The organism is Methylobacterium thuringiense (assembly GCF_022179645.1).
GTDB classification, from domain to species: domain Bacteria; phylum Pseudomonadota; class Alphaproteobacteria; order Rhizobiales; family Beijerinckiaceae; genus Methylobacterium; species Methylobacterium thuringiense.
This window is the reverse complement of sequence record NZ_BPRA01000014.1, coordinates 290,133-313,689: the sequence shown is the minus strand read 5'-3', so window position 1 is coordinate 313,689 and position 23,557 is coordinate 290,133. Positions and strand designations below refer to the sequence as shown.

At 71.7% G+C, this 23,557-nt stretch carries 28 protein-coding genes and 1 pseudogene; 23 read left to right on the top strand and 6 right to left on the bottom strand.

What is annotated here, in order from left to right; genetic code table 11:
- Both MFF07_RS16210 and budC read left to right on the top strand, forming a co-directional pair.
- On the top strand, window positions 1-1,076 hold a 1,076-nt coding region (locus MFF07_RS16210), incomplete at its 5' end, for a phage major capsid protein (RefSeq protein WP_238232360.1).
- A 92-nt stretch (window positions 1,077-1,168) separates the two neighbouring features.
- Window positions 1,169-1,933, top strand: coding sequence for a meso-2,3-butanediol dehydrogenase (budC, locus tag MFF07_RS16205; protein WP_238232359.1), 765 nt, complete (start codon window positions 1,169-1,171; stop codon window positions 1,931-1,933).
- A 61-nt stretch (window positions 1,934-1,994) separates the two neighbouring features.
- Here the strand turns inward: budC and MFF07_RS16200 are convergent, their stop codons facing one another.
- Both MFF07_RS16200 and MFF07_RS16195 read right to left on the bottom strand, forming a co-directional pair.
- A complete protein-coding gene (locus MFF07_RS16200) occupies window positions 1,995-2,843 on the bottom strand; it encodes a S1 family peptidase (RefSeq protein WP_238232358.1) in 849 nt (282 codons plus the stop codon).
- A gap of 116 nt (window positions 2,844-2,959) precedes the next feature.
- Window positions 2,960-3,694 carry a trypsin-like serine protease gene (locus MFF07_RS16195; protein ID WP_238232373.1) on the bottom strand — a complete coding sequence of 245 codons (735 nt, stop codon included), beginning with the start codon at window positions 3,692-3,694 and terminating at the stop codon, window positions 2,960-2,962.
- Between the two features lie 28 nt (window positions 3,695-3,722).
- On the opposite strand from MFF07_RS16195, the gene MFF07_RS16190 reads away from it, so the two are divergent.
- The 12 genes from MFF07_RS16190 (at window position 3,723) to MFF07_RS16135 (ending at window position 14,625) form a co-directional block, all read left to right on the top strand.
- On the top strand, window positions 3,723-4,295 hold the full coding sequence (locus tag MFF07_RS16190) for a head-tail connector protein (protein WP_238232357.1): 573 nt from the start codon (window positions 3,723-3,725) through the stop codon (window positions 4,293-4,295).
- A 32-nt stretch (window positions 4,296-4,327) separates the two neighbouring features.
- The gene (locus MFF07_RS16185) at window positions 4,328-4,669 is read left to right on the top strand and encodes a head-tail adaptor protein (RefSeq protein ID WP_238232356.1); all 342 of its coding nucleotides are present in this window, start codon (window positions 4,328-4,330) and stop codon (window positions 4,667-4,669) included.
- A complete protein-coding gene (locus MFF07_RS16180) occupies window positions 4,666-5,082 on the top strand; it encodes a DUF3168 domain-containing protein (protein WP_238232355.1) in 417 nt (138 codons plus the stop codon). Before MFF07_RS16185 ends, MFF07_RS16180 begins: the two co-directional genes overlap by 4 nt.
- Before the next feature lie 65 nt (window positions 5,083-5,147).
- Entirely contained in the window at window positions 5,148-5,558 is a 411-nt protein-coding gene (locus tag MFF07_RS16175) for a phage major tail protein, TP901-1 family (protein ID WP_238232354.1), read from the top strand.
- Window positions 5,559-5,616: 58 nt separating this feature from the next.
- Complete coding sequence (locus MFF07_RS16170; protein WP_238232353.1) at window positions 5,617-5,964, top strand: gene transfer agent family protein; 348 nt, start codon at window positions 5,617-5,619, stop codon at window positions 5,962-5,964.
- Window positions 5,961-6,173: a phage tail assembly chaperone gene (locus tag MFF07_RS16165; protein WP_238232352.1), complete on the top strand. Its 213-nt coding sequence runs from the start codon at window positions 5,961-5,963 to the stop codon at window positions 6,171-6,173. The genes MFF07_RS16170 and MFF07_RS16165 overlap by 4 nt, the downstream gene beginning before the upstream one ends.
- Before the next feature lie 54 nt (window positions 6,174-6,227).
- A complete protein-coding gene (locus MFF07_RS16160) occupies window positions 6,228-6,800 on the top strand; it encodes a phage tail tape measure protein (RefSeq protein WP_238232351.1) in 573 nt (190 codons plus the stop codon).
- Window positions 6,801-6,982: 182 nt separating this feature from the next.
- Entirely contained in the window at window positions 6,983-7,624 is a 642-nt protein-coding gene (locus tag MFF07_RS16155; protein ID WP_147821765.1) for a DUF2460 domain-containing protein, read from the top strand.
- A gap of 16 nt (window positions 7,625-7,640) precedes the next feature.
- On the top strand, window positions 7,641-8,534 hold the full coding sequence (locus MFF07_RS16150; RefSeq protein ID WP_238232350.1) for a phage/gene transfer agent baseplate hub protein: 894 nt from the start codon (window positions 7,641-7,643) through the stop codon (window positions 8,532-8,534).
- Between the two features lie 63 nt (window positions 8,535-8,597).
- A complete protein-coding gene (locus MFF07_RS16145; RefSeq protein WP_238232349.1) occupies window positions 8,598-9,125 on the top strand; it encodes an NlpC/P60 family protein in 528 nt (175 codons plus the stop codon).
- Window positions 9,113-12,994: a baseplate multidomain protein megatron gene (locus MFF07_RS16140; protein WP_238232348.1), complete on the top strand. Its 3,882-nt coding sequence runs from the start codon at window positions 9,113-9,115 to the stop codon at window positions 12,992-12,994. Before MFF07_RS16145 ends, MFF07_RS16140 begins: the two co-directional genes overlap by 13 nt.
- 35 nt (window positions 12,995-13,029) lie before the next feature.
- Complete coding sequence (locus tag MFF07_RS16135; RefSeq protein WP_238232347.1) at window positions 13,030-14,625, top strand: DUF2793 domain-containing protein; 1,596 nt, start codon at window positions 13,030-13,032, stop codon at window positions 14,623-14,625.
- A 24-nt stretch (window positions 14,626-14,649) separates the two neighbouring features.
- Here MFF07_RS16135 and MFF07_RS16130 read toward each other — a convergent pair whose 3' ends face one another.
- The gene (locus MFF07_RS16130) at window positions 14,650-15,315 is read right to left on the bottom strand and encodes a class I SAM-dependent methyltransferase (RefSeq protein WP_147821733.1); all 666 of its coding nucleotides are present in this window, start codon (window positions 15,313-15,315) and stop codon (window positions 14,650-14,652) included.
- A 196-nt stretch (window positions 15,316-15,511) separates the two neighbouring features.
- Window positions 15,512-15,634 (bottom strand): hypothetical protein, encoded by a 123-nt coding sequence (locus MFF07_RS22555; RefSeq protein ID WP_281407184.1) that lies wholly within the window; start codon window positions 15,632-15,634, stop codon window positions 15,512-15,514.
- Window positions 15,635-15,772: 138 nt separating this feature from the next.
- Here MFF07_RS22555 and MFF07_RS16125 point away from each other — a divergent pair, with 138 nt between their 5' ends.
- From MFF07_RS16125 to MFF07_RS16100, 6 genes are all read left to right on the top strand, one after another.
- Window positions 15,773-16,345: a lysozyme gene (locus MFF07_RS16125; RefSeq protein WP_238232346.1), complete on the top strand. Its 573-nt coding sequence runs from the start codon at window positions 15,773-15,775 to the stop codon at window positions 16,343-16,345.
- Between the two features lie 42 nt (window positions 16,346-16,387).
- Window positions 16,388-16,942 (top strand): hypothetical protein, encoded by a 555-nt coding sequence (locus MFF07_RS16120; protein ID WP_238232345.1) that lies wholly within the window; start codon window positions 16,388-16,390, stop codon window positions 16,940-16,942.
- A gap of 163 nt (window positions 16,943-17,105) precedes the next feature.
- Window positions 17,106-17,507 (top strand): hypothetical protein, encoded by a 402-nt coding sequence (locus tag MFF07_RS16115; RefSeq protein WP_238232344.1) that lies wholly within the window; start codon window positions 17,106-17,108, stop codon window positions 17,505-17,507.
- A 16-nt stretch (window positions 17,508-17,523) separates the two neighbouring features.
- Window positions 17,524-17,754 carry a hypothetical protein gene (locus MFF07_RS16110; RefSeq protein WP_238232343.1) on the top strand — a complete coding sequence of 77 codons (231 nt, stop codon included), beginning with the start codon at window positions 17,524-17,526 and terminating at the stop codon, window positions 17,752-17,754.
- A gap of 191 nt (window positions 17,755-17,945) precedes the next feature.
- Window positions 17,946-18,308, top strand: coding sequence for a PepSY domain-containing protein (locus tag MFF07_RS16105; RefSeq protein ID WP_147821644.1), 363 nt, complete (start codon window positions 17,946-17,948; stop codon window positions 18,306-18,308).
- Window positions 18,309-18,355: 47 nt separating this feature from the next.
- Window positions 18,356-19,027, top strand: a complete 672-nt coding sequence (locus tag MFF07_RS16100) for a response regulator transcription factor (protein WP_147078299.1) — start codon at window positions 18,356-18,358, stop codon at window positions 19,025-19,027.
- A 94-nt stretch (window positions 19,028-19,121) separates the two neighbouring features.
- Here the strand turns inward: MFF07_RS16100 and MFF07_RS16095 are convergent.
- Both MFF07_RS16095 and MFF07_RS16090 read right to left on the bottom strand, forming a co-directional pair.
- Window positions 19,122-19,433: pseudogene (locus MFF07_RS16095) on the bottom strand (PIN domain-containing protein); the annotation flags it as partial.
- Window positions 19,433-19,669, bottom strand: a complete 237-nt coding sequence (locus MFF07_RS16090; protein ID WP_147821642.1) for a type II toxin-antitoxin system VapB family antitoxin — start codon at window positions 19,667-19,669, stop codon at window positions 19,433-19,435. The gene MFF07_RS16090 and the pseudogene MFF07_RS16095, both read right to left, overlap by 1 nt.
- Before the next feature lie 75 nt (window positions 19,670-19,744).
- On the opposite strand from MFF07_RS16090, the gene MFF07_RS16085 reads away from it, so the two are divergent.
- The 3 genes from MFF07_RS16085 to ccmE all read left to right on the top strand — a co-directional run bounded on the left by MFF07_RS16085 (window position 19,745) and on the right by ccmE (window position 23,499).
- Window positions 19,745-21,160, top strand: coding sequence for a sensor histidine kinase (locus MFF07_RS16085; RefSeq protein WP_238232342.1), 1,416 nt, complete (start codon window positions 19,745-19,747; stop codon window positions 21,158-21,160).
- A gap of 80 nt (window positions 21,161-21,240) precedes the next feature.
- Window positions 21,241-22,836, top strand: coding sequence for a c-type cytochrome biogenesis protein CcmI (gene ccmI / locus MFF07_RS16080; protein ID WP_238232372.1), 1,596 nt, complete (start codon window positions 21,241-21,243; stop codon window positions 22,834-22,836).
- A gap of 165 nt (window positions 22,837-23,001) precedes the next feature.
- Window positions 23,002-23,499, top strand: coding sequence for a cytochrome c maturation protein CcmE (gene ccmE / locus MFF07_RS16075; protein ID WP_147818562.1), 498 nt, complete (start codon window positions 23,002-23,004; stop codon window positions 23,497-23,499).
- The last annotated feature ends 58 nt before the right edge of the window (window positions 23,500-23,557 follow it).

Genomic DNA, 23,557 nt, shown 5'->3' with positions numbered 1-23,557 from the left:
TTGTCACCGCCCTACACAATCAGGCCCGCACCCGGCTCGACCGGATCAGCCTGGACCGCGCCCGCCCGCCGATGGCCGGCCCCGAGGGCGGCCCGCGCCATGGCCTCGGGGCCGAGCACAAGGCGGCGTTCGATCTCTACGTCCGGGCCGGCGAGAGCGCGGGCCTGAAGCGGCTGGAGGAGAAGGCGCTGTCGGCCGGGTCCGGGCCGGATGGTGGCTATCTCGTGCCGACGGTGATCGAGCGCGAGGTGCTGCGCCGGCTGGCGCAGATCTCGCCGATCCGGGCGTTGGCCACCGTCCAGGTCATCTCCGGCGGCCTCTACAAGCGGGCCTTCTCGCCGACCGGGCCGGCCTCCGGCTGGGTCGCGGAGACCGCTGCGCGGCCGCAGACCGACGCGCCGCCGCTGCTCGAACTCAGCTTCCCGGCCATGGAGCTCTACGCCATGCCGGCGGCGACGCAGACGCTGCTCGACGACGCGGTGGTCGACATCGACGCCTGGCTCTCGGCGGAGGTCGAGGACGTCTTCGCCGAGCAGGAGAGCGTCGCCTTCGTCACCGGCAGCGGCATCGGCCGCCCGCGGGGGTTCTTGAGCTACGACACGGTCGCGAACGCGGCCTGGGTGCCCGGCAAGATCGGCTTCACGGCGACCGGCACGGCATCGGCCTTTCCGGCGAGCAACCCGGCCGACATCCTGTTCGACCTGATCTACGGGCTGCGCGCCGGCTACCGCCAGAACGCCAGCTTCGTCATGAACCGGCGGGTGCAGAGCACGATCCGCAAGTTCAAGGACGCCGACGGCAACTATCTCTGGCAGCCCCCCGCCGCCGCCGGTAGCGCCGCGACGCTGATGGGGTTCCCCGTCGCCGAGGCCGAGGCGATGCCGGATATCGGCTCGGGCAGCCTCTCCATCGCCTTCGGCGACTTCAAGCGCGGCTATCTCGTGGTCGACCGCACGGGGCTGCGCACCCTGCGCGACCCCTACTCCGCCAAGCCCTACGTGCTGTTCTACACCACCAAGCGCGTCGGCGGCGGCGTGCAGGATTTCGACGCGATCAAGCTCCTGAAGTTCGCGTGATCGCACGGAACAGGCCCGAACCCATCGGGTTGGCCGCATTCGACGGGGCCGGCATCGATGCCGGCCCCGCATCAGGCGGAGCAGGAGACCCGATGGGTCGTTTTTCGGACAAGGTGGTGCTGGTCACGGGCGCGGCATCCGGCATCGGAGAGGCGGCGGCGCGACGCTTCGGCCGGGAGGGCGCGACGCTCGTCCTCGCAGACCGGAACGAGGAAGGGCTGCGCAAAGTCGCGGGCGACATCGCGGCGGCCGAGGTGCTGACCCAGGTCGCCGATCTCTCGAACGTGGATCGCTGCCGAGATGTGATCGCGGCGGCTGCGGAAAAATTCGGCCGCCTCGACGTCCTTGTCAACAATGCCGGCAAGGATCATCTCGGCAAGGTCGACGAGGGCGACATCGGAGACTTCTCGACCGTGATCGAGACCGATCTCTACGGCGTCTTCTACATGACCCGCTTCGCCCTGCCGCATCTGCGCCGGAGCCGCGGCTGCATCGTCAACGTTTCGTCCGTCTCGGGGCTCGGCGGCGACTGGAACCACAGCTTCTACTGCGCCGCCAAGGGCGCGGTGACGAATTTTACCCGCGCCGTGGCGCTGGACGAGGCCAGGAACGGCGTGCGCGTGAACGCGGTCAACCCGTCGCTGGTTTACACCCCGTTCACCGCCGGCATGCAGGACCAGCCGGAGCTCGTCGCGAAGTTCGAAGAACGGATCCCGATGGGCCGCGGCGCGCGGCCCGACGACATTTCCGGCGTCATCGCCTTCCTGGCGAGCGCGGACGCGCAGTTCGTCACTGGCGTGAACCTGCCGGTCGACGGCGGCCTGTCGGCCTCGAACGGCCAGCCGGCCCTGAGCTGACGGGGTCGACACCTCTCACCGTCGTCCCGGGACCGCGTAGCGGAACCCGGGATGACGGAGTTCAGCGCGCCCGGCGGCGGCCGGGCTTCGCCGTCCACTGGATCGGGGCCGCGGCCTGCGCCTCGGCCGGGGCCATCGCTTCGAGCTGCGAGGCGCGGGAATTTATCCAGCTCGCATGCTCGCCCGTCGGCGTCACGGCGGTGAAGCCGCCGCAGGCGGTCCGGGCGCGCTTGTCCTGTCGCATGGCGCCGCTCGACCAGCTCACGACGCCGACCATCCGGCCGTCGCGCAGGATCGGGCCGCCGGAATCGCCGAGGCAGGCGCCCGCGCCTGCGGTCTCGGCGAGGCGCTGCGCATCGGTGATCACGGTGACGCGGTTGGCGACCTGCAGGGAGCCGATCGAGACGAGGCGGGCGGTGCGCAGGGTGCGCGCCGTGCTGCGCTTGTTCTCCGCCACTACGCCGAAGCCGGCGATGTCGACGCCGGTGCCGGTGTCGATTGCGCCGCCGCCGCTCGGGTTCAGCGGGCGGAAGCCGGGGCCGACGGGCTGGGCGAGCTTGAGCATCGCCAGATCGATGCCGGGCTGATCCTCCGGTGAGGTGCCGGGCACGAAATCGGGATGGGTCGAGGCCGCCACCGCAGAGATGCGCCGCTGGCGGAACGACGGGTCGACCACTACCACGCTGTAGCCGGCATTGTGCTGGACGCAGTGGGCGGCGGTGAGGACGAGATCCTGGGAGATCAGGGTGCCGGAGCAGATTTCGCCGGACGTGCTCTCGATCCGCACCACCGAGGCACGCAGGCCGTCGGGGTCGCGGCTGACCTGTCCCTGCACCACGGCCTGGGCCGAGAGGGGGACGAATCCGAACACGGCGCCGACGAAGGCGGCACGGACGGGACCTGCGACCATGGTCATGTCTCCAGCGCCCGGTGCGCCTCGAATCTGTCGAGCCCCCAAGCTAGCTGAAGGCAATGTCCCGGCCAAGCTGAGGTTCCAAAGCCGGGTACGCTTGGCCGGCCGCAGGCTCACGGAGTCCAGCGCGCGGCCGTGCCCCAACCGCCGAGCGTCCTGTCGATCCAGCCGCGCTGCGGCCCGAGCAGGATACCCTGGGTCAGGCCGCCGCAGACGCGCTTCACCCAGGCCGCAAGCGCCAGCACGCCGGCCTCGCCGGTGATGGGCCCGCCGGAATCGCCGTTGCAGCCGCCGGCCCTGGCCGCCTGCAGCCAGACCAGGATGCGGCTCGGCCCGTAGGGCTCGACCACCGACAGGCTCGCCAGCCGGAAACGGCCGGCCGAGCGGTAGTCGTTGCCGCGCGCCGCGCCGTAGCCGCCGAGGCTCAGCGCGGTGCCGGCGGCCGGCATCGCCGCGCTCAAGGCGGCGGGATCGAAGCGGGCCGGCAGCGGCTCGGCGGAGCGCAGCAGGGCGAGATCGATGGAGCGGGTGCGGGCGCGGATCGCGTCGGCCTCGTAGCCGGGGTGCACTGCCCGCGCCGCGACCTCCATCAGGACCGGTTTTCCGGTCTCGTCGCGAAAATGGATGCGGTTCTCGGGCATGCCCGCCACGCAGTGCCCGGCCGTCAGCACGACGTCGCGCGCCACCACCACGCCCGAGCAGGCCCCGCCCTTCGAGGTCAGCACCATGATCGCGGAGCGCGCCTCGACGGAACCCGGCGCCTCGCGCCCGCCGACGATGGCGCAGGCGGGGCCGGCGGCGAGGAGGGCGGCCGCGAGGCACGCGAACCGCGTCGGCTTGCGCAGCATCGGAAAAAACCCGTGCGGGAGGAGAAGCATGACCCCGATACGCGTCGCGGAACTCGGCGTCGAGCCGGTGGGCCTGCCGGAGATGCGCGGCTACCTGCGCCTCGATCCGGACGACCATAGCGAGGTCGCCCTGATCGAGGGGCTCGTCGCCGCGGCCCGTGCCGGCGTCGAGGCGGCCACGCGTCGGCTCGTCCGGCCCGCGCGCTTCCGGCTGATGCTCACGGCCTGGCCGGCGGGCGGCGTGCTGCCGCTGCCGTTGAGCCCCCTCGTCGGGGTAACGCGGGCGGGGATCGTCGGCGCCGACGGCCTCGTGGACGAGATCGACACCGCCCTGCTGCGGCCCGGCCCCGACCCGTGGGAGGCTCCCTGCCTGCTGGTCGACCCGGCCGTGCCGCTGCTGATGCGCAAGGCCGCGCTGATCGAGGTCACGGCCGGAAGCGGCGGCGACGGGCCGCCGGTGCCGGCCCCGCTCGCCCAGGCGATCCGCATGATCGTGGCCGACTGGTTCGAGAACCGCGGCGACACTGCGCCCACCGGCACGCTGGCGATGCCGCCGGCCGTCGCGGGGTTGCTCGCCCAGCACCGCCTGATGCGGCTCTGAAGGCCGAACCCACGCAACCCCGGAGATCCGCGATGACCCAGGCGCCCATCGGCGCGCGGCGGCGCCGCTTCGTGCTCGAAACCCCGCTCGACGAACCGGACGGGTTCGGCGGACATCTGCGCCGCTACGTCGCCGGCCCCGTGCTCTGGGGATCGATCGCGCGGGTCGGCGCGGACGAGCGCACCCGCAACGGCCGTAGCGAAAGCGTCGCCACGCACCGCGTCGGCCTGCGCTGGCGGCCCGGCGTCGCCTCCGGGATGCGCCTTGCCGCCGGCCTGCGCCGCTTCGCGATCCGCTCGGCCGGCGACCCGGACGGACGCCGCCGCGAGCTCGCCTGCGAGGTCGAGGAGATCGTGCCGGAGGGCGCCGTATGACCAGTCCGCTCCTGGCGATGCGCGCCGCCATCCTGGCACGGCTCGGCGGCGACGCCGCCCTCGCCGCCCTGATGGGGGGCGTCGTGCGCCTCTACGACGAGCCGCCCCGCGCGGCCCTGCCCGTCTTCGCACTGTTCGGCGACGGCGAGGCCCGCGACGATTCCGTCGACGGCGCGCGCCGCCATCTGCACACGCTGGCGCTCGTGGTGTTCGGAAAGCGCGGCTCCACCCGCAGCGCCCTCGACGCCGCGGAGCGCATCGCCGCCCTCCTCGACGAGGCCGGCCTGACGCTGGCCGGGCACGCCCTGGTCTCCCTCCGGGTCGAGTCGATCGCCGGGCACCGCGACCAAAGCAGCGGCGAGACGCGCGCGACGGTGACGCTGAAGGCCGTCACCGAAGCGATCGCGGACTGACGGTCCACCCGCTTCCCCGCGTGGGGAGGGACATCGCACCAGAACCTCAAGCGCCGGAGCTCGATATGACCGCCCAGAAAGGCAAGGACCTGCTCATCCGGGCCGGCAACGGTGCCGGCGGATTCACGGCGGTGGCGGGGCTGCGCGCCCGGCAGATCGCCTTCAACGCGGAGGCAGTGGACGTCACCAACGCCGATTCCGCCGGGCGCTGGCGCGAGTTGCTGGGCGGAGCGGGCGTGCGCCGCGCCTCGGTCTCGGGCGCCGGCGTTTTTCGCGACGAGGCCTCCGACGCGCGGCTGCGCCAGAGCTTCTTCGACGGGGTGATCGACGCCTACCAGATCGTGGTGCCGTCCTTCGGCACCATCGAGGGCCCGTTCCAGATCACCGCCCTCGAATACCGCGGCGACCATGCCGGCGAGGTCACCTACGACATGGCGCTGGATTCCGCCGGGCCGCTCTCGTTCACGGTGCTCTGAGCGCGGCGGCCTTCCGCCGGCCCAGACCTGCCCCCGCCCCATCCGGAGACCCGACGCCATGCCCAACCGCAGACGCGGCGAGGTGCCGCTCACCTTCGGGGCGGAGCGCTACACGCTCTGCCTCACCCTCGGCGCGCTGGCCGAGCTGGAGGACACGCTGAAGGCCGGCGACGTCGTCGGCCTCGCCGAGCGCTTTTCGAGCGGACGGCTCTCGGCCCGCGACGTGATCGTGCTGCTCGGCGCGGCGCTCCGCGGCGGAGGGCACGATCTCGACGACGCGGCGGTCGCCCGCCTGCCCCTCGCGGGCGACTTCGCGGCGGTGGCGGCGGCCGTGGGCGAAACCCTCGTCGCGGCCTTCGGCGAGGCGGAGGCGCCGCCGGACCCTCGGGTGCCACGGCGGGCTTGAGCGCGAAGGCCGAAACCTTCGCCTTTCCGTGGGACGAAGCCCTCGCGCTCGGGCTCCATGCGCTGCGCTGGACGCCGGCCGCCTTCTGGGCCGCGACGCCGCGCGAACTCGCGGCCGCCGCCGGGCTGAGGGCGCCCTCCGCCGCCGGCCGCGCCGACCTCGATCGGCTCATCGCCGCCTACCCGGATCACGCCATCGCCGGCGAATGACGTTTTCGGAGAGCCGGATTCCCCTTTTCCGCATCGAGCTCGTGTGAGGGCGCCATGGCCGCGAACGACGTCGACCGCACCAATGCCGACCGGGTGAAACAGCTCGAAACCCTCGACGGGCTCGCGAAGAAATTCGGGCAGAGCCTGTCGAGCGCGCTGAGCATCAACCTCAATGCCGGGCGCCAGCTCGACGGGGTGCTCGGCACGCTGGCCGCCAAGCTGTCGGGGCTCGCCCTCAAGGCGGCGCTGAGCCCGGTGCGCAAGGGCATCGCCAGCCTGGTGAAGGGCCTGATCGAAGGCTCGGATTCCGAGACGAGTGCCTTCGCCCGCGGCGGCGTCATCGCCGCCGGCCGGGTCCGCCCCTTCGCCAGCGGCGGCATCGTCGCCGCGCCGACCTACTTCCCGATGCAGGGCGGCACCGGCCTGATGGGCGAGGCCGGCCCCGAGGCGATCCTCCCGCTCGAGCGCGGCAGCGACGGCCGCCTCGGCGTCGCCTCCGCCGGTGAGCGCCCGGTGAGCGTCAGCATCACCATCGCCACCCCGGACGCCGAGAGCTTTCGGAGATCCGAGGCGCAGGTCGCGGCGAGCCTGGCGCGAGCCGTGGCGCGGGGGCGGCGGGCTTTGTGAGGATCAAGCCGATCATCCCATCCACATCCCTCATCCCGAAGTGCCGCAGCGGAGCGGAGGCCTCGAAGGAGGGCTCCAACCTGCCGCGTGATCCTCTGGAACCCTCCTTCGAGGCCCGCTGCGCGGACACCTCACGATGAGGGGATGGGCCGGCAATCGCCGTTTTCGTGGAGACGACACTCATGCCGAGCGATTTCCACGAGGTGCGCTTTCCCCTCGACGTGGCGCTGCGCGGCAGCGGCGGGCCGAGCCGGCTGACGGAGATCGTCACGCTCGCCTCGGGGCGCGAGCACCGCAACAGCCGCTGGGCGGATTCGCGCAGGCGTTACGATGCCGGCTTCGGCATACGTACGCTCGACGCACTGCATGCGGTGCTCGGCTTCTTCGAGGAGCGGCGCGGACGTCTCTACGGTTTCCGCTATCGCGACCGCGTCGATCACCGTTCCGGCCCGCCGAGCGCCGTGCCTACGCCGACCGATCAGCCGCTCGGCCTGGGCACGGGCACCGACGCCGTCTTCGCCCTGGCCAAGACCTACGGAAGCGGCCCGGCGCCCTATCGCCGCATTATCCGGAAGCCGGTGGCCGGCAGCGTGCGGATCGCCGTGAACGGCATCGAGCTGCCGCCCCAGAAATTCGCGTGCGATGCGACGACCGGACTCGTCACCTTCGTGCCCGACGCGGTGCCAGCGGCGGGCGCGACGGTCACGGCCGGCTACGCCTTCGACGTTCCCGTCCGCTTCGACACCGACGACCTCGTCGTCGATCTCGCTGCCTTCACGGCGGGAGAGATCCCGAAGGTGCCGCTGATCGAGATCGTGCCGTAACGCCTTGGAGCACGCCATGCGCGAGATCCCCGCCGCCCTCGCCGCGCGCCTCTCCGGCGGGGCGACGACGTTGTGCCATTGCTGGTCGCTGACCCGCCGCGACGGCCTGGCGCTGGGCTTCACCGACCACGACCGCGACCTCACCCGCGACGGCCTCGTCTACACCGCCCGCACCGGCCTGGAGGCGGCCGAGGCGAGCGCCGAACTGGGCTTTGCGGTCGGCGGCGGCGACGTGGCCGGCGCCCTGAGCTCGGCGGGGATCGCGCCGGAGGATGTCTCCGCGGGCCTGTTCGACGGAGCCACGGTGGAGACCTGGCTGGTGGACTGGAGCGCGCCCGAGGCGCGGCTGCTCATGGACGTCGCCACCATCGGCGAGATCCGCCGGGCCGGCACCGCCTTCGTGGCGGAGTTGCGCGGGCTGATGCACCGCCTCGACGTCGAGCGAGGCCGCCTCTACCGCGCCACCTGCGACGCCGAACTCGGCGAGCCCCGATGCGGCATCGACCTCGCGGAGGGGCGCTGGCGCAGCAGCGGGACGGTGCTCGCCATGTCCGCACCGGCCCGCCTCGTCGTCGCGCTCGCCGGCACATTCGCGAGCGGCTGGTTTGCCGGCGGCCGCCTGCGCTGGACGGGCGGGGCGAATGCCGGCCTCGACGCCGACATCCGCGCCCACCTCCGGACGGACGCGGCCGTGACCCTCGACCTCTGGCAGCCGCCGGCCCGCGCGGTCGCGCCGGGCGACGGCTTCGTCCTTACGGCCGGCTGCGACAAACGCTTCGCGACCTGCCGCGAGAAATTCGCGAACGGCCTGAATTTCCAAGGCTTTCCGCACATGCCGGGCAACGATTTCGTCGTGCGCCCCGCCCCCGGATCGAGCGCCGTGCTCGACGGCGGCAGCCTGTTCCGGTGAGGCGCGAAAACCTTCTCCGCTCAGCGGAAGAGAGGTTTCGCGCCGTTCCCACGAGGTGTCAGAATGCCTTCCCCCGCCCCGCCGGACATCGCGAAAAACCTCGTCGCCGAGGCCCGCACCTGGATCGGCACGCCCTATCGCCACCAAGCCTCGCTGAAGGGCGTCGGCTGCGATTGTCTCGGGCTGCTGCGCGGGGTCTGGCGCGGGGTCTTGGGAGACGAGCCCGAAGCGCCGCCGCCTTACGCTGCGGGCTGGGCAGAGGCGGCCGACGGCGCCGCCCCCCTGGTGGAGGGCGCCCGGCGGCACCTCCTGGCGATCGGCCGCGATGCGGAGCCCGGGCCCGGCGACGTGCTGCTCTTCAGGTTCCGCGCGCATCTCCCCGCCAAGCACTGCGCCGTCGCCACCGGCGCGGGCACGATGATCCACGCGCATGACGGCGCGGTCGTCACCGAAGTGGCGATCACGCCGTGGTGGCGGCGGCACCTCGCACATGTCTTTCGGTTTCCGGACGCGCCGTCGAGCACGGCGGCCGGCAGCGCGCGGGACGACGGCGCACCCTCGCAGATCCAGGAGGCTCCATGGCGACCCTGATCCTGGAGACGGTGGGCAGCGCGGTCGGCAACGCCGTCGGCGGGCCGATCGGGGCGGCGGTGGGCCGGGCGCTCGGCGCGGCCGGCGGTTCGGCCATCGACGGCGCGCTGTTCGGCGGCACGAGCGCCCGCTTCGTCGAGGGGCCGCGCCTCGGCGAAGTCGGCGGCCTGACCTCCACCGAGGGCGAGCCGATCCCGCGCCTCTACGGCCGGGCCCGCATCGGCGGCACGCTGATCTGGGCGACGCGGCCGCTGGAAGTGGCCAACACCACGGTGGAGCGTTCGTCCTCGGGCTCCAAGGGCGGCGGCGGCCCGAAGACCGTGCGCACGGCCTACAGCTACTACGCCAACATCGCGGTCGGCCTCTGTGCCGCCGAGATCGCCTTCGTCCGCCGGGTCTGGGCCGACGGAGCCGAGATCGACCTGACGAAACTCACGATGCGCGTCCACACCGGCGCCGCGACCCAGGCGCCCGACCCGCTCGTCGTCGCCAAAGAGGGAGCGGACGGGGCGCCGGCCTATCGCGGGCTCGCCTACGTAGTCTTCGAGCGGCTGGCGCTGGCGGAGTTCGGCAACCGCATCCCGCAGCTCGCCTTCGAGGTGATCCGCCCGGTCGGCGGCATCGCGGAAAAAATCCGGGCGGTCTGCCTGATCCCCGGCTCCACCGAATTCGGCCTCGACCCGACCCCGGTGAGCGAGGATGCGGGCCTCGGCGCGACGCGGCCGGCCAACCGCTTCCAGCTCCAGGGCGCCAGCGACGTGCTGGCCTCCCTCGACGCCCTGCAGGCGCTGTGCCCGAACCTCGCGAAGGTCGCGGTGGTGGTGAGCTGGTTCGGCAGCGATCTGCGTGCCGGCCGATGCACCATCGCCCCGCGCGTCGACAACGCGGCGAAGGCGACCACCGGCGACAGCTGGCGCGTCGCTGGCCTCGGCCGCGCGGATGCGGGCGTGGTCTCGCTGCGCGACGGCAGCCCGGCTTATGGCGGCACGCCGTCCGATGCCGGCCTGCTGCGGCTCGCGGCGGAGCTGAACCGGCGCGGGCTCGGCGTCGTGCTCTATCCGTTCCTGATGATGGACGTGCCCGCGGGCAACGCCCTGCCCGATCCGCACCGTGCGGGGGAGATCCAGCCAGCCTATCCCTGGCGCGGGCGCATCACCTGCGATCCCGCCCCGGGCCAGCCCGGCAGCCCGGACGGAACCGCGGAGGCGGCGAGCCAGGTCGCGGCGTTCTTCTCCGGCGCCCAAGGCTTTCGCGGGTTGGTGCTGCACTACGCCCGCCTGCTGGCGGGCAAGGGGCTCGCGGGCTTCATCCTCGGCAGCGAGCTCGTCGGGCTGACCCGCGTGCGGGGCGCGGGCGGCGACTACCCGGCGGTCGAGGCCCTGCGCAGCCTCGCCCACGCGGTCCGCGCCATCCTCGGGACCTCCGCGAAGCTCGTCTACGCGGCCGACTGGACCGAGTACGGCGCGCATGTCCGCGACGGCGGAGCGACCATCCGGTTTCCCCTCGACGCGCTGTTTGCCGACGCCGCGATCGACGCGGTCGGCATCGACTACTACCCGCCGCTCTCCGACTGGCGCGACGGCGACACGCACGCCGACGCGGCCCTCGCGCCGGCGATCTACGACCGCGCCTACCTCAAGGACCGCCTCGGCACGGGCGAGGCCTTTGACTGGTATTATGCGAGCGAGGCCGACCGCGCCGCCCAGATCCGCACGCCGATCACGGACGGCGCCTACGGCAAGCCGTGGATCTACCGGGCGAAGGACCTCGTGGCCTGGTGGTCGAACCGGCATGTCGAGCGCGACGGGGGCGTCGAGACCGGAGCAACCGCCTGGGCGCCGGGCGCGAAGCCGATCTGGCTCACCGAGATCGGCATTCCGGCGAACGACCGCGCCACCAACGGCCCCAACGTCTTTCCCGACCCGAAATCCTCCGAGAACGCGCTGCCGCCCTTCTCCCGCGGCGGCCGCGACGAGCTGATCCAGGCCCGCGGCCTCGAAGCGATCGTTGCGCGGTTCGATCCGGGGATGCCCGGTTTCGAGCCGGCTCACAATCCGGTCTGGCCGGGCGGCGGCCTGCGCATGGTCGATCCGGCCTCCGTCTTCGTCTGGTGCTGGGATGCGCGGCCGTTCCCCGCCTTCCCCGACTTCGACACGGTCTGGTCCGACGCCGGCAACTGGGCGCTCGGTCACTGGATCACAGGACGCGCCGAAGGCCAGGAGCTCGACCGGCTGATCGCCGCGATCCTGTCGGATTTCGGCCTCGACCCGCCGCTCACGCTCGAGGCCGACGGGTATCTCGACGGCTTCGTGATCGACCGGCCGCTCTCGGCCCGCGGCGTGCTCGAACCGCTCTGCCAGCTCTTCGGGCTCAACGTCTCGGTGACGGCGGGACGCCTGCGCATCCGCGGCCCCCGGACCGCCTCGCCGGTCGCGCTCGCTGCGGCGGATCTCGTCCTTCCTCGCGACGGGTCCGCTCCCCTCGGTCTCGTGCGCGCCGAGGAGAGCGCCCTGCCCCGCACGCTGGAGGTGGGCTTCAGCGACGGCGAGAGCGACGCCTACCGCCGCGCCACCGCCGCCGCCCTGCGGCCGGCCGGAGCGCGGCGGCGCGAGAACCGGATCGAGGCGGCCATCGTCACCCGGCGCGGTTCCGCGCAGCGGCTGGCGGAGGCCGCGCTCGATGCGGTGCTCGCCGCGCGCGACACCGGCAGCTTCGCGGTCAGCCCCCGGCGGATCGACCTGGAGCCCGGCGACCGCGTGACCCTGCCCGATGGCGGCCTGCATCGCATCCTGCGCATCGCAGACGGTCCGGCCGGGCGGCGGATCGAGAGCGGCGGCGTGCCGTCCGCGACCGGAGACGGCGCGGATGCGGCGGCCTCCGACGCCCGCCGCAACCGCCTCCCCCCGGCGCTACCCGGCCCCGCCTTCGCCGTGGCGCTCGACCTTCCCGTCAGCCGCGGCGATCCGGTGCCGCTGCAATACCTCGCCGTCGCGGCCGATCCTTGGCCGGGGGCAGTGGCCGTGTGGCGCTCGGCCGGCGCGGGCGCGGCGCTCACGGTACAGCGCATCGTCGACCATCCGGCCTGCCTCGGGCGCACATTGTCGCCGCTACGCCCCGGCCCGCTCTGGCGGTTCGACCGGACCGCCACGCTCGACGTGGCGCTACGCCATGCCGAGGGTCTCGCCTCCGTCGACGAGACTGCGGCCCTGGCCGGCGCGAACCTGTTCGGGGTCGTCGGCCCGGATGGCACGGTCGAGATCCTGTCGGCCGCCGGCGCGGAACTGATCGGCGGCGGCACCTATCGCCTCAAGACGCTCCTGCGCGGTCTCGCCGGCAGCGAGGGAGCGGCGGGACGGACGCTGGCCGCAGGCGCGTTGATCGTGCGCCTCGACGACGGCGCAGTGGTGCCGCTGGTCGAGCGGCTCGACGAGGCCGGCCGCGCCTTCGCCTACCGCGCCGGGCCGGCCGACCGCGACCCCGCCGACCCGGCGGCGATCCGTTTCACGGCGAGCGCCGGGCTCGCGGCCTTCCTGCCGCTGCGCCCCGTCCATCTGCGGGCGCGGCGCGAGGCCGAAGGCGTGCGCTTCAGCTGGATCCGCCGGGCGCGCCGCGACGCCGACACCTGGGAGCCCGCCGAGATCCCCCTCGACGCGATGTCGGAGGCCTACATCCTCGACATTTTCCGGAGTGACGGCAGCGTGGCTCGCTCCCTGGCCGCCGCGGAGCCGAACGCGCTCTACCCGATCACCGACGAAACGGCGGATTTCGGCGGCCCGCAGACCGCGATCGAGGCCGCGGTCGCGCAGGTCGGCACGATCGCCGGCCGTGGCCCCGCGACGCGGGCGCAGGTGCCGGTCCGCGAGGCCTGATCCAGGAAGCCCTGATCCACATCACGGAGAGCCCCATGGCGGACACCACCCGCAACCTCGGCCTGCCGCTCATCGCGGCGGCTCAGGCGCAGAAGCACGTCACGCACAACGAGGCGCTGACCGCCCTCGACGCGCTGGTGCAGCTCGCCTGCCTCGACAAGGATCTCGCCGCCCCGCCCGCCGGCCCGGCCGAGGGCGACCGCTACCTCGTCACCGCGGCGAGCCCGACCGGCGCCTGGGCCGGTCTGTCCGGACAGGTGGTGCGCTTCGCGGACGGCGTCTGGGCCGGCGCGATGCCCCGGCCCGGCTGGTTCGCCTACGTGATCGACGAGGCCGACCTCTACGTCTTCACCGGTACCGCCTGGGCGAGCTTTCGCGGCAGCCTGACGGCCCTGCAGAACCTGACCCGCCTCGGCATCGGCACGGCAGCCGACGCCACCAACCGTTTCGCCCTGAAGGCCGACGCCGCCCTGCTCTCCTGGGACGACGTGACGCCGGGCTCGGGCAACCTGCGCGTCACGCTGAACAAGCAGGCGGCGGCGAAGGATGCCGGCTTCACGGTCCAGACCGGGTTCTCGACCCGTGCGCTGCTGGGCAGCTTCGGCTCCGACGATTTTTCGCTGAAAGTCAGCCCGGACGGGGCCGCCTTCTTCACGCCGCTGACTGCATCGGCCAGCACCGGCCGGCTGACGCTCGGGCGGATCGCCGGGCCGCTGGAGATCAGCGCCAATGCCGGCGCGCTGCCCGATACCCTGCCGCAGACGGTCCTGCGCGTATCGAGCGCCGACGGGCAGCAGGCGCGGCTGGTCTTCGACAGCTTCGGCGCCACTGCGCCGGGCAACTTCATCTTCCGGACGGCGAACGGCACGGCGGCTGCACCCTCGGCGCTCCCGGCCGGGACGTCGATGGGTCAGTTCTCGGCCTTCGGCTACGGCACCACCACCTATGGCAGCTCAGCGCGGGCTCAGGTGGCCTTCGCGACGACGGAAGCCTGGACCGACTCTGCGCAAGGCGCCCGTGTCCTGATCCGGACGACCCCGATCGGCACGGCCGGCATCGTGGAGGTCTTTTCGGCCGAGTCCAACGGTGCCATCAGGCTGGTGCCTCTGGCCTCCGATCCGACGGCCGGCGTCGCGCAAGGCCAACTCTACGCCAACAGCACTGCCGCGGCCCTCAAGTGGCACACGGGCACCGCCTGGGCGCGGATCAGCAATTTCGCCAAGTTCGCGAGCACCACGAGCTTCGACAACTACGTCGGTGCGGCAAACTGGACGAAGGTCCAATTCAACACCGCCGACAGCAACGACCAGGGCGCCTTCGTCGCCGCAAGCAATCGCTTCGTCGCACCGGAAGCCGGCCTCTACGGATTCGACACCGCCCTGGTCTTCAGGAAGAACGGCAGCAACGCTCCGACCGCCTTCGAAGCGCAGTTCTACAGGAACGGTACCCCGGCCGGCCGAGGCCGCACCTCTGCCACCGGCACCCTCGTCGACGGCGTCACCGCGATCGACCTCTCGACCGCCCTGAAGCTCGCAGCCGGCGACACCGTCGAGGTCTTTGTCCGCTTCAGCGGTGCGGACGGCTACGTCGCCGCGAGCGATTCTTTGTTCAGTGGCCGGCAGATGGCCTGACTGGCAGGGCCGTCTCGGCAGAGATCAAGGCTGGCCGCCGGGGCGGCGGCTGCCTTTCCCGGCGGCGATCGGCATGTAGGAAGGCCGCCTCGGCAGCATCTTTTGCGAGATCGAGGTCGGAGTGTTCGCAACGCGTCCCCGCACGCAGATCCGGCTCATCGTGAAATCCTTGGTCTCGGACGGACATTCCGGCCTCGAAGTGACCTCGATATCCAACAGGCCGACTTCCTCGATCATCGCGATCAGGCACGGCTCATTCGGGCTCCACCAGTTCGATGGGTTTGCATCGAAGCTGTCGCGGGGGTGGAAAAGCATCACCGGTTCCTGCGTCGGACCGATCGCCACCGTCGTCTCGACATAGATCGAGCCTCCGAAGCGGCAAAGTTTTCTCAGACGGTAGAGAAAGGAAAGCGGGTTCTCTACGTGGTAAAGCACTCCTGCCGAGTGAACGATATCGAATTCCGGCAGCTGTAGCGCCTTCTCGGACAGAAGATCGAGCTGTATGAAATCAAAACTCGACGTTGAAAGCGTTCGCTCAAGATCGGGCGACGTGCAGTAGTCTATCCCCAGCACGCTTGCGGCCCCGCGCGCGACCGCCTCGGCACAGATATCGCCTTCCCAACAACCGACATCGACGAAGCTGAGACCATCCATCCGCTCCGGCAAGCCATGCGAAGTCCATTGACTCATTCGGCGTCTCTCCGGTGTCGCACACGACCAGTACGGCGAAATTCGTACTGATCCTTTCAGTCGACCGCCAGTCCCGGTTCGTCTCGGCCGAACAGCCGACGCCTTTTTAGAAAGATCGTCGCAACGATGCCGGCCAACGGCCACCGCTGACGCCGACAGTCGACCAAACTCACGCTGCCGGGGTGCCGCAGCCTGATCAGACGAACCAGCGCCAGCCCATCAGCAGACACAGCATCAGGCAGAGGCTGGCCACGATCACGGCCGCCGCCGCGTCGAGCGTCCAGACCGCCCGGTCCCACTGCTTGTCTTCCGGTGTCATCGGCAGTCCTCCCGATCGCGGGGACTGACTAGCGCGGCCGTGTTGCCCGAAGATTTCGGTTTTTCACAGGTCCCGGCCGTCGGCGCACGGCGTGAGCCGAGCCGATTCGTTCCCCCCACAATCGGCATGGAGACCAGCATGACCGCATCCGCGATCATGACGCCGCTCGGCATCGCGGCGCTGAAGGCGCGCGAGGGCGTACGGCTCGGCGCCTATCGCGACAGCGTCGGGGTGCCGACGATCGGCTACGGCCACACCAAGGGGGTCAGGCTGGGCCAACGGATCACGCAAGCCGAGGCCGACGCGCTGTTCCTGGAGGATCTGGCGAGCCACGCCCTGCCGATCCTGTCCTGCATCGCCGTCCCGGTGGCCGAGCACGAGCGCGACGCGCTGATCTCCATCGCCTTCAACATCGGCGTCGGCGGTTTTCGGGCATCCGGGTTCCTGCGGCGGCTCAATGCCGGCGACCGGGCGGGGGCCGCCGAGGCGATCCTGGCCTGGCGCAGACCGCCCGAGATCCTCTCGCGGCGGCAGGCCGAATACGACCAGTTCCGCACCCCCTACGCCGTCGCCCTGCCCCGCGCCCGCCGCGACGACGCCCGCCCCGTTGCAGTGCCGCGATCGCCCGACCGTGCACCCCCGGCAACCGCCGTGCGGCCCGGCCCGCTTGCCCGTCTTCGGCAGCGCATCGGCGAAGCCCTGCGCGCCTGAGCCCCCTCCGCACCCCGAACGACCCGCACCGAGGAGACCGACATGTCCGCCAGAAACACGCTTCCTCCGTTCCGTCTCGCCGCCGCCCTCCGGCCCGTTGCCCTCCTGCCTGCCGCCCTCTTGCCCGCCGCATGCGTCACGGCCTGCATCCCCGCACAGGCCGCCACCGCGGACATCATCGTGCAGTGGGGCGATGCCGTCGTCACGGGAGCACAGGCTCTGAGCACCGTGCTGGTCCCCCTCGCCGTCACCGCGGCGGGCGCCGCGGCGGCGCGGATGGCCGGTCCGCTGCGCTTCCTCGTGACCACGACCCTCGTCGAGCGCCTGGTGCGCAACGCGTCCGATTACGCGCTGAATGCCGTGGCCGGAGCGGTGCGCGGCAAGAGCCTGACGATCCCGCTCGGCTCGGCAGTGATCGCCCGCGCCGTGCAGCGGGCGCTCGATCAGGCCCCGGCCTGGCTGATCCAGGCGGCCGGCGGCCCCGCCGGCATCGCCGAGAAGATCTTTCGGGGCCTGACCCTGGAAGAGGCCGCCAACGCCGGCAACACGCTGACGCCCGGCCTCGACGCGGCGCTGAAAAGACGCTCCCGTGTCTGATACGAGCGGCCCTTTCGGCTGACACCGCCAGGGCCGCCCGCCGCGCGCAGACACGTTTGCGCAGTCCGCAAACATTCGGCTGGGTGCGGCGCCGCGCCGTCGCGCCTGCCGGCGGATGGGTCGACGGTTACGGCCGCCGGTATGAGGCCGACGACCCCGCCGCGTGAAATTCGTGTCCGATCGCGGCGCGTTTCCGCTCCCGGAGGCCGCCATGGACAAGATCGCCCTGGAGGCCATCCGCCTGCTCTTCACCGATGGCGGGGCCGGCTGGATCGTCGCGGTGCTGCTGGGGCTGGCCTGCCTCCATCTCCACCGCGAAAACCTGCGGGCGCTGGAAGCCCGCATCGAAGAGACTGGCGCCACCGCGACGGCCCTGGAGCGGGCCTCGCAGACCAACGCCGCCGTCGCGGCCGCCCTGGAAAGCCGCACCCGCGTGCTCGAGGACCTGACCCGGCTCTCCAGCGAGATCGCCCGCGGCGTCGACCGCAGCGACGAGCGCTCCCGCGAAAAATTCGACGAGATCCTGCGCCGGATGGGCGAGGTCCGGCTGATCGGCCGGTCGTAACCAGGAAGAGACCGGCATGACCCGCCTGTTCGCGAGCCTCCGCGGAATCGAGGCCCGGCCGTCGCATGGGCGGGCGCGCCGCGATGCCGCCGCTGGCCGCCTGCGCGCCGCGCGCACCACCTTCGATCTCTCGGTGCTGGCGCTGCGGAAGGCCGCCCTCGACCGTGTCGACCTGCAGGACCTCGCGAGCACGGCGCTGCGGGCCAACCTGACCCGGCTCGCCGAACGCATCGGCGCCGACGCGTAACTGGGCCGTGCATGTCCTCCGGCACGTGCCTGTGGATGCGAGCCGGGGCGCGCCGACGGCATGGAACCGTCCGGGCCGGCCGGCCTTATGTCGAGTCTCGGACACGGCTCAGGTGGATGAACCTTCTCAGATCCCGGATGGCGACGCCCATTCAGCACGCATTCAGTGCCTTGGCCGGACAAGCATGGTCCATGCACCACGCACTCGCCATGCTGCTTGCCGTCTCAGCCGTCGCGGTGATCGCGACGGGTGCCGTCGGCACGCTCGCCGAGGAGACGGAAGCCGCGGCTCCCGCGAGGGGCCAGCCGGTCGCACGGATCGACAGCTGCCTCTCCCCGGCCGACATGCGCGAATCCGTCGCCGAGAAGCGGGTGGTCGCGCCGATCGCCGCGATCCGCGCCGCCCGCCAGATCTATCCGCGCTCAGAGATCCAGCGCGCCAGCCTGTGCCGGCACGAAGGCGGCCTTGTCTACGTGCTCACGGCTCTGCGGCGCGACGGCCAGTTCGTGCAGGTCATGGTGGACGCCCAGTCCGGTCAGGTGCATGGACAATAACAGGAACGTGTCGCCGTCGGGACGGCGCCAACCGGGGAGTTGTTGAGGTGCGTCTGCTCGTCGTCGAGGACGACCGGGACATCAACCGGCAGGTGGTGAAGGCGTTGGAGGAGGCCGGCTACGTCGCCGACAAGGCCTTCGATGGCGAGGAGGGCGGCTTTCTCGGCGAGAGCGAGCCCTACGACGCCATCATCCTCGATATGGGCCTGCCCAAGACTGACGGCGTCACCGTGCTCCAGAACTGGCGCCGGGCCGGGGTGAAGACGCCCGTCATCATCCTCACCGCCCGCGACCGTTGGTCGGACAAGGTCGACGGCTTCGACGCTGGCGCCGACGACTACGTTACGAAACCCTTCCACATGGAGGAGCTGATGGCGCGGGTCCGCGCCATCCTGCGCCGCGTCGCCGGCCACGCCACCTCCCAGATCGCCTGCGGATCGGTGGTGCTCGACACCCGCTCCGGCCGCGTCTTCGTCGACGGCAACCCGATCAAGCTCACGAGTCACGAATACCGCCTGCTCTCCTACCTGATGCACCACACCGGCCGTGTGGTTTCGCGGGCCGAGCTGACGGAGCATCTCTACGACCAGGATTTCGACCGCGACTCGAACACCATCGAGGTCTTCGTCGGCCGGTTACGGAAGAAGTTGGCCGTGGACCTGATCCAGACTGTGCGCGGGCTGGGGTATCTGGTGGATGGGGCGCAGACGAAGGGGTAGGCCGGTTTAGGGGCCGCCGCGATCGGTCTGCGCGATAGTCGTCGCCCTTGTAGAGCAACTTTACGCCGTGGCCCTTGGCGACGGCGTAAGCGAAGCAGTCCTCCATGTTGAGACCTGCCGGATGTCCGGTGCTCTTGCCGTAACGCTCGTGTGCCGCGAGCGCCCGGTCGGCATCCTCCGGTGTGATCGGGACGACATTCACCCCCGATGCGCTCACGAAGGCGTCGACTTCGGCTCTGACCTCTCTGAGCCGGCGCGTCCGCTTGCGTCGAATTGCGAGCACGGCCTCGTAGATCGCGACCGGCGAGGTGATGGAGCCGGGCGAAGCCTCAAGGCGATCGGCCAATGCTCGGGCATCCGGCTCCCGCCTGATGGTCGCAACGATGGCGGACGCATCGACGAACATCATTCCCCGTTCAGGCTATCGTAGAAGGCCTTGTCCGCTTCGAGCCCGGTCGACGGCCATGCGGCGACCCGGTCCTGCAGCGGCTGCAGGCGCTCCCAGAGACTCGGCACTTCGGCGTCCCTCTGCAAGGCGTCGCGGACCGCCGATTTGATGGCCTCGTCCGTCGACACGCCTCTTCGCTCGGCAAGTGTCTGAACGAGTTGTTCCGTCTCCGCGTCGTCGATATCCAAAGCCACGGCGCTTCTCCCGTTCACCTCGGGTTGCTAGGAGGCGATGCAGATTAGCCGACCGTCGCCCCTCATGAAAATCCCATGACCGACCGCTTCTCCTGGCTGCCCATGCGCCGCCGCTCGATCGGCGTGCGGCTCGCGGTGTCGGCCCTGCTGTCGAGCGCGGCGATCCTGGTCATCGCGGCCTGGATCCTAACGACGCTGTATCGCGAAAACACCGAGCGCTCGTTCGACAGCCGTCTGCTGGTCTACGCCAACAACCTCGCCACCGATCTCGTCTCGCCGAACGATCCCGAGGCGCGCTCCTTCGCGCTGGGCGATCCGCGCTTCGACCTGCCACTGTCGGGCTGGTACTGGCAGGTCGGGCATCCGGATGCGAAGCCGCGGGACCTGCGCACCTCGCGCTCCCTCGTCGGCGTGCCGCTGAAGGGCCCGGACCAGGCCGGCGCCGCGACGATCGGGCAGATCCGTCAGGGCTACGGCCACGGCCAGGACGACCGGCTGCTGCGCATCGTCGAGCGCGACGTCGATGTCGGCCAGGACGGGCGCTACACCGTGCGCGTGGCCGGCCCGGCGGACGAGATCGTCAACGAGGTCGACCGGTTCCGCTTCTCGCTTTCCGTGACCTTCGGCCTGCTCGGCCTGTCCCTGGCCCTGACGGCTTTGCTGCAGATCCGGTTCGGCCTCGCGCCGCTGAAGCGCCTGCGCGCGGCGCTGGGCGCGATCCGCCGCGGCGAGGCCCACCACATCCCCGGCGAGTATCCGCACGACATCGCGCCGCTGGCGAGCGAGACCAACCTGCTGATCGAGACCAACCGCGAGATCCTGGAGCGCGCCCGCACCCAGGTCGGCAACCTCGCGCATGCGCTGAAGACGCCGCTCTCGATCATCGTCAACGAGGTCGCCTCCAGCGACGCCCCGCCCGAGCTTGCCGAAAAGATCCGCGAGCAGGCGGCGGTGATGCGCGACCAGGTCAACTACCACCTCGACCGGGCGCGCGCCGCGGCGCTCGCCGGCACGCTCGGCACCTCCACCGAGATCGAGCCGGCCTTGGCCGGCCTCGTGCGCACCTTCGGAAAGATCTATCGCGACAAGGACATCGCCTACGAGGTGCGGGTGCCGGAGGGTCTACGCTTTCGCGGCGAGCGCCAGGATTTCGAGGAGATGGTCGGCAACCTCGTCGACAACGCCTCGAAATGGGCAAGCGGGCGCGTGGCGATCACGGCCGAACCCGTCGGCGAGCAGGATTTCGCGCGGCTCCTCGTCACCATCGAGGACGACGGGCCCGGCCTGCCCGAGGAGGACCGTGCCGCGGTGCTCGCCCGCGGGCGGCGGCTCGACGAGTCGAAGCCGGGTTCGGGCCTCGGCCTCTCGATCGTCGCCGACCTCGCCGCGCTCTATCGCGGCCGCTTCCGCCTGGAGGCGGCGACGCTCGGAGGCCTGCGCGCCGTGCTGGAGGTGCCGGGCGACGCACCGGCGGCGGTGCCGCAGCGCTAGTCCGCCGCCGTTACCATTCGTATGACCTGTGTTAAGGCCGCTCCTGCGGCGTCGGTGGGTCCGCGGCTTCCTGGGCGATGATGACGGCGATCTGGTTCATCCTGGCGATCATGACCGGTGCGGCCGTGCTCGTCCTGCTCTGGCCGCTGACGCGCCGGAGAAAGGCCTCGCCGGATGCCGGCTCCCAGGCCGGGCTCACCACCGAGACAGGCTTCTACGAGGACCAGCTCGCCGAGATCGAGCGCGATCTCGGCCGCGGCCTGATCGGGCCGGCCGAGGCCGAGGCCGCCCGCACCGAAGCTGCCCGCCGCCTGCTGCGGGCGAGCCGCGAGGGCCGCACCGGGGACGCCGCGCCGGTCGCCGAGCCGCATCTGCGCCAGCGCCGCGCGGCCTCCGCCTTCGCCCTCTCGACGGTGCCGCTCGTGGCGCTCGTCGTCTACGGGCTCTACGGCTCCCCCAACCTCCCCTCGCAGACCGATGCCGACCGCAAGGCCGCGCAGCAAGGCGGCGAAGGCGTGATGAAGGCGATCGGGCAGGTCGAGGCCAAGCTCGCCAGCAACCCGAACGACGCCCGCGGCTGGTCCGTCATCGCCCCGGTCTACATGCGGCTCGGCCGCTTCGACGACGCTGCCCGCGCCTTCGAGCAGGTGGTGCGGATCCAGGGCGAGGATCCCGAGCGGCTGGCTAATTGGGGGGAAGCACTGGTCGCGGCCGGCGAGGGCGCCGTCTCGCCGCAGGCGCGAAAGCTGTTCGAGCGCGCGCTGGTGCTCGATCCGAAGACGGCGAAGCCTCAGTTCTACCTCGCCCGCGGCGACGAACTCGCAGGCGACAATGCCGGCTCCGCCAGGCGTCTCGAAGCCCTGGCCGCCCAGGGGCCGGAGGATGCGCCCTGGATGCGGATGGTGCGCGAGAACTTGGCGCGCCTGAAGGGCGAGACGCCGCCCACGGCTCAGACGCCGAAGGCGGAGGCGGAGGCCAACGCCGCCTCCCCGAAATCCGACGAGGCCAAGCCCGCCGCGGGTCCCGCCGCCAACCTGCAGGCCCTGCCGCCGAACGAGCGCATGGCCGCGATCCGCGGCATGGTCGAGGGGCTCGATCGCCGACTGGCGTCGCAGGGCGGCAGCGCCGACGAATGGATGCGGCTCGTGCGCTCCTACGGGGCGCTGGGCGAACGCGATAAAGCGCGCGAGGCCTTTCAACGCGGCCGCACGGCGCTGGCCCAGGATCCGCAGGCCCTCGCCCGTCTCGACGCCGAGGCGAAGGAGCTCGACCTCGCCGATCCCGGCCGCCAGGGCGATGCCGGCTCGGGTGCTGCGACGCCGTCGCCGGAGGAGGCTCCGGCACAAGCCATGATGCCGTCGGATGCGCCGGCCGCGCCGGGCATGGAGACGGGCGGGTCGCCTGCTGCCGCCATCCAGGCCATGCCCCCGGCCGAGCGCGAGGCGGCGATCCGCGGCATGGTCGCCGGGCTCGACCGGCGCCTCGCCGCCAAGGGCGGCACCGCCGACGAGTGGATGCGGCTGGTACGCTCCTACGCCGCGCTCGGCGATCGCGAGGCCGCGGCCGGCGCCCTCGACCGGGCACGCATGGCAGTCGCGGCGGACGGAACCGCGATCCAGCGCCTCGATGCGCTCGGGCGCGATCTCGACCTGAAGCGCGCCACCGAGAAGCCGTGAGAGACGGTTGGCGTCGCCGTGTGGCGTCCCGACCCCTGACAATCGGTCCCGCCCGGCAGCCTTGACCCGACGCGCCGGGCGTCGGACACCGGAGGCAACAGTTTAGAACGACGTCAGGCTTGCTTGTGCGATGGCTTGCAGGCGCCGACGCACCGGGACGGAACCGTGACCCGCAAGAGCCGCCGCCTTACCCTGATCGCCTCCTGCGGGGCGGTGCTCGCCGTCGCCGTCGGCCTGATCCTGTGGCAGATGAGCGGCTCGATCGTGTTCTTCCGCTCGCCCGCGGAGGTCGCGGCCCGGGTCGTGGCGCCCGGCACACGCTTCCGGCTCGGCGGGCTCGTGCTCGACGGTTCCCTCAAGCGCGGCCCGGACCAGACCGTCGATTTCTCGGTGACGGACACCAAGGGCACGATCCCCGTGCAGTACAAGGGCCTCCTGCCCGACCTGTTCCGCGAGGGCCAGGGCGTGGTCGCGGAGGGGATGCTCGACACCGGCGGCACCTTCCGCGCCGACACCGTGCTCGCCAAGCACGATGAATCCTACATGCCCCGCGAGGTCGCCGACGCGCTCAAGGCGCAGGGGCGCTGGCAGGAGGGCAAGGACGGCAAGCCGGTGAAAGCCGAGAGCCCGGATACCTCGCTCGGCAAGCGTAGCGAGCGGTGATGTCGTCTGGCGCTCTCGCCTCCGTAGATTACCTCTCCCCCCTCTGTGGGGGAGGGTT

Bases quoted from the DNA above. Each gene is read 5' to 3' on its own strand.
- budC (WP_238232359.1), top strand. From the start codon at position 1,169: ATGGGTCGTTTTTCGGACAAGGTGGTGCTGGTCACGGGCGCGGCATCC.
- MFF07_RS16200 (WP_238232358.1), bottom strand. From the start codon at position 2,843: ATGGTCGCAGGTCCCGTCCGTGCCGCCTTCGTCGGCGCCGTGTTCGGA.
- MFF07_RS16195 (WP_238232373.1), bottom strand. From the start codon at position 3,694: ATGCTGCGCAAGCCGACGCGGTTCGCGTGCCTCGCGGCCGCCCTCCTC.
- MFF07_RS16190 (WP_238232357.1), top strand. From the start codon at position 3,723: ATGACCCCGATACGCGTCGCGGAACTCGGCGTCGAGCCGGTGGGCCTG.
- MFF07_RS16185 (WP_238232356.1), top strand. From the start codon at position 4,328: ATGACCCAGGCGCCCATCGGCGCGCGGCGGCGCCGCTTCGTGCTCGAA.
- MFF07_RS16180 (WP_238232355.1), top strand. From the start codon at position 4,666: ATGACCAGTCCGCTCCTGGCGATGCGCGCCGCCATCCTGGCACGGCTC.
- MFF07_RS16175 (WP_238232354.1), top strand. From the start codon at position 5,148: ATGACCGCCCAGAAAGGCAAGGACCTGCTCATCCGGGCCGGCAACGGT.
- MFF07_RS16170 (WP_238232353.1), top strand. From the start codon at position 5,617: ATGCCCAACCGCAGACGCGGCGAGGTGCCGCTCACCTTCGGGGCGGAG.
- MFF07_RS16160 (WP_238232351.1), top strand. From the start codon at position 6,228: ATGGCCGCGAACGACGTCGACCGCACCAATGCCGACCGGGTGAAACAG.
- MFF07_RS16155 (WP_147821765.1), top strand. From the start codon at position 6,983: ATGCCGAGCGATTTCCACGAGGTGCGCTTTCCCCTCGACGTGGCGCTG.
- MFF07_RS16150 (WP_238232350.1), top strand. From the start codon at position 7,641: ATGCGCGAGATCCCCGCCGCCCTCGCCGCGCGCCTCTCCGGCGGGGCG.
- MFF07_RS16145 (WP_238232349.1), top strand. From the start codon at position 8,598: ATGCCTTCCCCCGCCCCGCCGGACATCGCGAAAAACCTCGTCGCCGAG.
- MFF07_RS16140 (WP_238232348.1), top strand. From the start codon at position 9,113: ATGGCGACCCTGATCCTGGAGACGGTGGGCAGCGCGGTCGGCAACGCC.
- MFF07_RS16135 (WP_238232347.1), top strand. From the start codon at position 13,030: ATGGCGGACACCACCCGCAACCTCGGCCTGCCGCTCATCGCGGCGGCT.
- MFF07_RS16130 (WP_147821733.1), bottom strand. From the start codon at position 15,315: ATGAGTCAATGGACTTCGCATGGCTTGCCGGAGCGGATGGATGGTCTC.
- MFF07_RS22555 (WP_281407184.1), bottom strand. From the start codon at position 15,634: ATGACACCGGAAGACAAGCAGTGGGACCGGGCGGTCTGGACGCTCGAC.
- MFF07_RS16125 (WP_238232346.1), top strand. From the start codon at position 15,773: ATGACCGCATCCGCGATCATGACGCCGCTCGGCATCGCGGCGCTGAAG.
- MFF07_RS16120 (WP_238232345.1), top strand. From the start codon at position 16,388: ATGTCCGCCAGAAACACGCTTCCTCCGTTCCGTCTCGCCGCCGCCCTC.
- MFF07_RS16110 (WP_238232343.1), top strand. From the start codon at position 17,524: ATGACCCGCCTGTTCGCGAGCCTCCGCGGAATCGAGGCCCGGCCGTCG.
- MFF07_RS16105 (WP_147821644.1), top strand. From the start codon at position 17,946: ATGCACCACGCACTCGCCATGCTGCTTGCCGTCTCAGCCGTCGCGGTG.
- MFF07_RS16085 (WP_238232342.1), top strand. From the start codon at position 19,745: ATGACCGACCGCTTCTCCTGGCTGCCCATGCGCCGCCGCTCGATCGGC.
- ccmI (WP_238232372.1), top strand. From the start codon at position 21,241: ATGACGGCGATCTGGTTCATCCTGGCGATCATGACCGGTGCGGCCGTG.